Source organism: Parafrankia sp. Ea1.12, from assembly GCF_900465275.1.
GTDB classification, from domain to species: domain Bacteria; phylum Actinomycetota; class Actinomycetes; order Frankiales; family Frankiaceae; genus Parafrankia; species Parafrankia soli.
This window is the reverse complement of record NZ_UBIZ01000631.1, coordinates 1-3,446: the sequence shown is the minus strand read 5'-3', so window position 1 is coordinate 3,446 and position 3,446 is coordinate 1. Positions and strand designations below refer to the sequence as shown.

3 protein-coding genes are annotated in these 3,446 nt (G+C 67.6%); 2 read left to right on the top strand and 1 reads right to left on the bottom strand.

Going from position 1 to position 3,446, the window contains the following annotated elements:
* The coding region (locus tag FMEAI12_RS39005) for a WD40 repeat domain-containing protein (RefSeq protein WP_368672138.1) at positions 1 to 880 on the top strand (880 nt) is incomplete at its 5' end.
* A 432-nt stretch (positions 881 to 1,312) separates the two neighbouring features.
* Entirely contained in the window at positions 1,313 to 1,672 is a 360-nt protein-coding gene (locus tag FMEAI12_RS33835; RefSeq protein WP_112109170.1) for a type II toxin-antitoxin system PemK/MazF family toxin, read from the top strand.
* 602 nt (positions 1,673 to 2,274) lie between these two features.
* On the opposite strand, the gene FMEAI12_RS36385 is transcribed toward FMEAI12_RS33835, so the two are convergent.
* Complete coding sequence (locus tag FMEAI12_RS36385; RefSeq protein WP_146776835.1) at positions 2,275 to 2,565, bottom strand: hypothetical protein; 291 nt, start codon at positions 2,563 to 2,565, stop codon at positions 2,275 to 2,277.
* Between the last annotated feature and the right edge of the window lie 881 nt (positions 2,566 to 3,446).

Below are 3,446 nucleotides of genomic sequence, written 5' to 3'. Positions count from 1 at the left end.
GCTGGTGATGCGCACCCTGACCAAGGACCCCGCTGAGCGCCACCCGTCCGCGCACGCCTTCGCCCTGGACCTAGCCCGCGCCGCCACCGAAACCTACGGTCCGGGATGGACCGGCCGGACCGGGATCGGGTTACGACTCGACGACGACATCCGCGCCACCACCGAACAGCCCGCCACCCTCACCGTGCCAGCCTCGGTGCCTCCTGCCGCACCGGCACCGCCGCCGGATGGCGATGAGTTGCCCACCCGCCGGGCCGACCCGACATGGCCCACACCACCTGAAGACAGACCGGGCGGCCCGCCCGCGTGGCGCTCCGGAGGGACTCCGACCTGGCTACGGCGTCGCTTGCCTGTTGCCGCCGTGGCGGTGCTGCTCGCCGTCGCCGGCATCATCCTCCCCCTCACCCTCACTCGCGGCGGGGATCAGCACGACCTCCCTTCTTCGTCTCCGTCCGAGAGTCCTAGCTCGACAACGCCCACAACGTCACCTAGCGCCCGCCTCCTAGGCTCCCCTCTCACCGGCCACGCTGACAGCGTGACGTCGGTGGCGTTTGCCCCGGACGGACGCACCCTCGCCACCGCCAGCGACGACAACACGGTGCGGTTGTGGGACGTCTCCGTCCCAACCATCCCCCGCTTCCTCGGGGCTCCCCTCACCGACCCCACCGACCGGGTGGGGTCGGTGGCGTTTGCCCCGGACGGACGCACCCTCGCCGACGACACGGTGCGGTTGTGGGACGTCACCGACCCGGCCACCCCGCGCCCCCTCAGTTCAGGCCGCACCGACGCAGTGAATTCGGTGGCGTTTGCGCCGGATGGGCGTACCCTCGCCAGCGCCAGCGACGACAACACGGTGCAGTTGTGGGAGATAGGCCGGTGACAGACAGCCACGTTGAGCCAAACCTGCCAACAAGAACGGACGCTGGCGGACGTCTGTGAACAGAACGCCCGAGATCAGCAGACAAAGCGAACATTCAGACATCAATGGAAAATCGGGATCAAACTATAGATCTGTGCACCACCGCTGCCGTCCGCAGCGAGACAGGCCACCGCGGATGGCAGCCAGGAGGCAGCCAAGCCCGCGAACAGCAGCGGACGGCTACGGGACTCGGTGGACGAGGCCGCGCCCATGAGCAGCACCGACGGACGTCCACGGACATCAGCGGACGAACCGCCGATGATCTCTTAATCCGTGGGACGCTTGCGGTTCAGTGTGGGGTCGTCGGTGAGGGAGGTCCGGGCGTGGCTGACGACCGATGCGTGTTCTGCGCGGTCGTGCGGGGTGCGCCTGCCGTCTCGTGTAGGAGGACACATGGAACGCGGCGAAGTCTGGTGGGTGGACTTCGATGAGCGGCGGCCGGTCGTTCTGCTCTCGGGAGAGGAGCCCGGTGGGTTCCGGGCCATACAGGTCGTCGCTCCAGCGAACATCGAGATCAGCGGCGTGGCTGTCGAGGTGGCAGTGGGCGCCCCCGAGGGACTGCCCCTGGGCGGTGTCCTGCGAGTCGCGCTCCCACGCCCAGGCCTCATTCCTTGCACGTGGCTGGTCACCCTGACCAGGGCAGACCTGATTGAGAAGGCCGGAAGCCTGTCGCCCGCGAAGCTCGGCGAGCTCGACGAAGCTCTCCGTCTCAGTGGCCTGGAGCAGGTGGACGCTGCGGGAGCCGATGGTTGATGATCGTAGAGCCGTTGGTTGATGATCGTAGAGCCGTTGGCAGGTCGCTACGGGTCCATTGGTCGCGAAGGTCGTCGATCCAGCGACAGAGGGGCTCGACGGAACATCAGCCGACACACGCCGATCAACTTCTCAGACCCACCGGGACTTCTCAGATCACTTCTTGGCTCCCACGGAACTTCTCATGATCCCTGGGAACGGACACGCGCAAAGGTGGTTCGCCCGGCAACGCCCGATCCTGACGCATGAGAAGTGAACATTATCGGGCGTTAGACCGCACATTAGGTGTGAGGCCCAAATCGTCACGCAAAGTACGGACAGGCCAGATCGGGCAGCGAATCGGCGCGCGAAAACGCCTGGTACGTAAAGGGATCGCGATTCCGGGCGCTTGGGGGAGCATGACCCACGGTCACGGCCGGGCTGGTTCCTGGCGCACGCTGGCGCGTTATCGAGCCCGCGTAACGCCCGCCGTGCGTCAGCCTGGTGAGCGTCACCCACCGTGACGCCGGTCGGGTTGCGGTCCGTGACGGCCCCGGGAACGCCAAACGACCCGCCACCCCCCGAAGGTTGACGGGTCGTTCGCGTGCTCGGGCTCGGGCGGCTCAGTCCGCCGGCTCGGGCTCGGGCCCGTGACCGGGGTCGGCCAGCGTGCGGTAGACGAGCTCGATTCCGTCGAACGCGGCCGGCGCGAAGTAGCCCGAGCCGTCGTGGTGGGCGCGCGCGTCGATCAACTCGGCAGCGATCGGGAGCCGCCGGAGCGCAGCGGCGAGCATGGCCGGATGTGTCGTGGGCTCGGCTGTGATCGTGTACGTGGTGAACGCGCCCGATGGGTCCGGGTGCTCTCGCGTCTCAACATCCGGGCGCGTTGCCTGTCCTGGTTGAATCAGTGCCACGGCGGTTGTCCTTCCTGGTTTGGGCGATCGCCGAGAGCCGTCCGGATGTTCGCGCGTCCGGGCGGCTCGTCTGTTTCCGGCCCGATTGACCGGGGGGCAAGACTAACCCGCTATGGCTACGTACGCCTAGCGATCCGGTAGGCGCGACACTGTAGTTATACGCATGGCTACGTACGCTCACTTAGCGTCACGGGCATGGACCCTGACGTTGATCTCGTAGACATCTCCGATCTCAGTTCGATGATCGGTGTCTCGCGGTCACGCGCGGACGCCATCTCTCGCACGAAAGGCTTCCCGGACCCTGTGTTCACCAGGCCGCGCATCCGGTTGTGGTGGCGGGCGGAAGTCGAGGCGTGGGCGGATCGGTCCCGTCCGGGGTGGCGTGGCGAGTCCTGACGAACCACCTTCGCTCGGCGCGCGCGGCGGGGGGCTCGCTCGGGCGTGACGTCGCCGAGCCCGAAACCGTGCATCCTGGTTTTCCCACCGAATCGGTGGACTTCGCACAGTGACCGGGGGGGGGCAAGCGGTGATCGCTCGGGCGGGCTCGGCTCGGCAGCGAGCGCGCGGCCGGCAAGCCGCCGGCGCAAAGATCAAAAAACTCGAGCATTTCCGATCATGAGCGGCCGGCGGCATCGAGCGCGAAGCCGCGCGGGGGCGCGTTCCCGGGGCTCAGGTGGACGCTGGCGGGCGAGCGCGGCGCGAAGGTGGTTCGTGGCTCGGGGGAGTGCGACACGCCCGGGATCGTGATCTATGACTACAGAGCTTGAATGGTCAGGGTCTGGCTACGGGGGTTCCGGGTCGAGGGGCAGGTCGGTCTGGCCGAGGAAGCCGGCGATCAGGTCGGGGCGGTACTGGATGCGCTTGAGCAGGGTCTTGATCGT

Bases quoted from the DNA above. Each gene is read 5' to 3' on its own strand.
- FMEAI12_RS33835 (WP_112109170.1), top strand. From the start codon at position 1,313: ATGGAACGCGGCGAAGTCTGGTGGGTGGACTTCGATGAGCGGCGGCCG.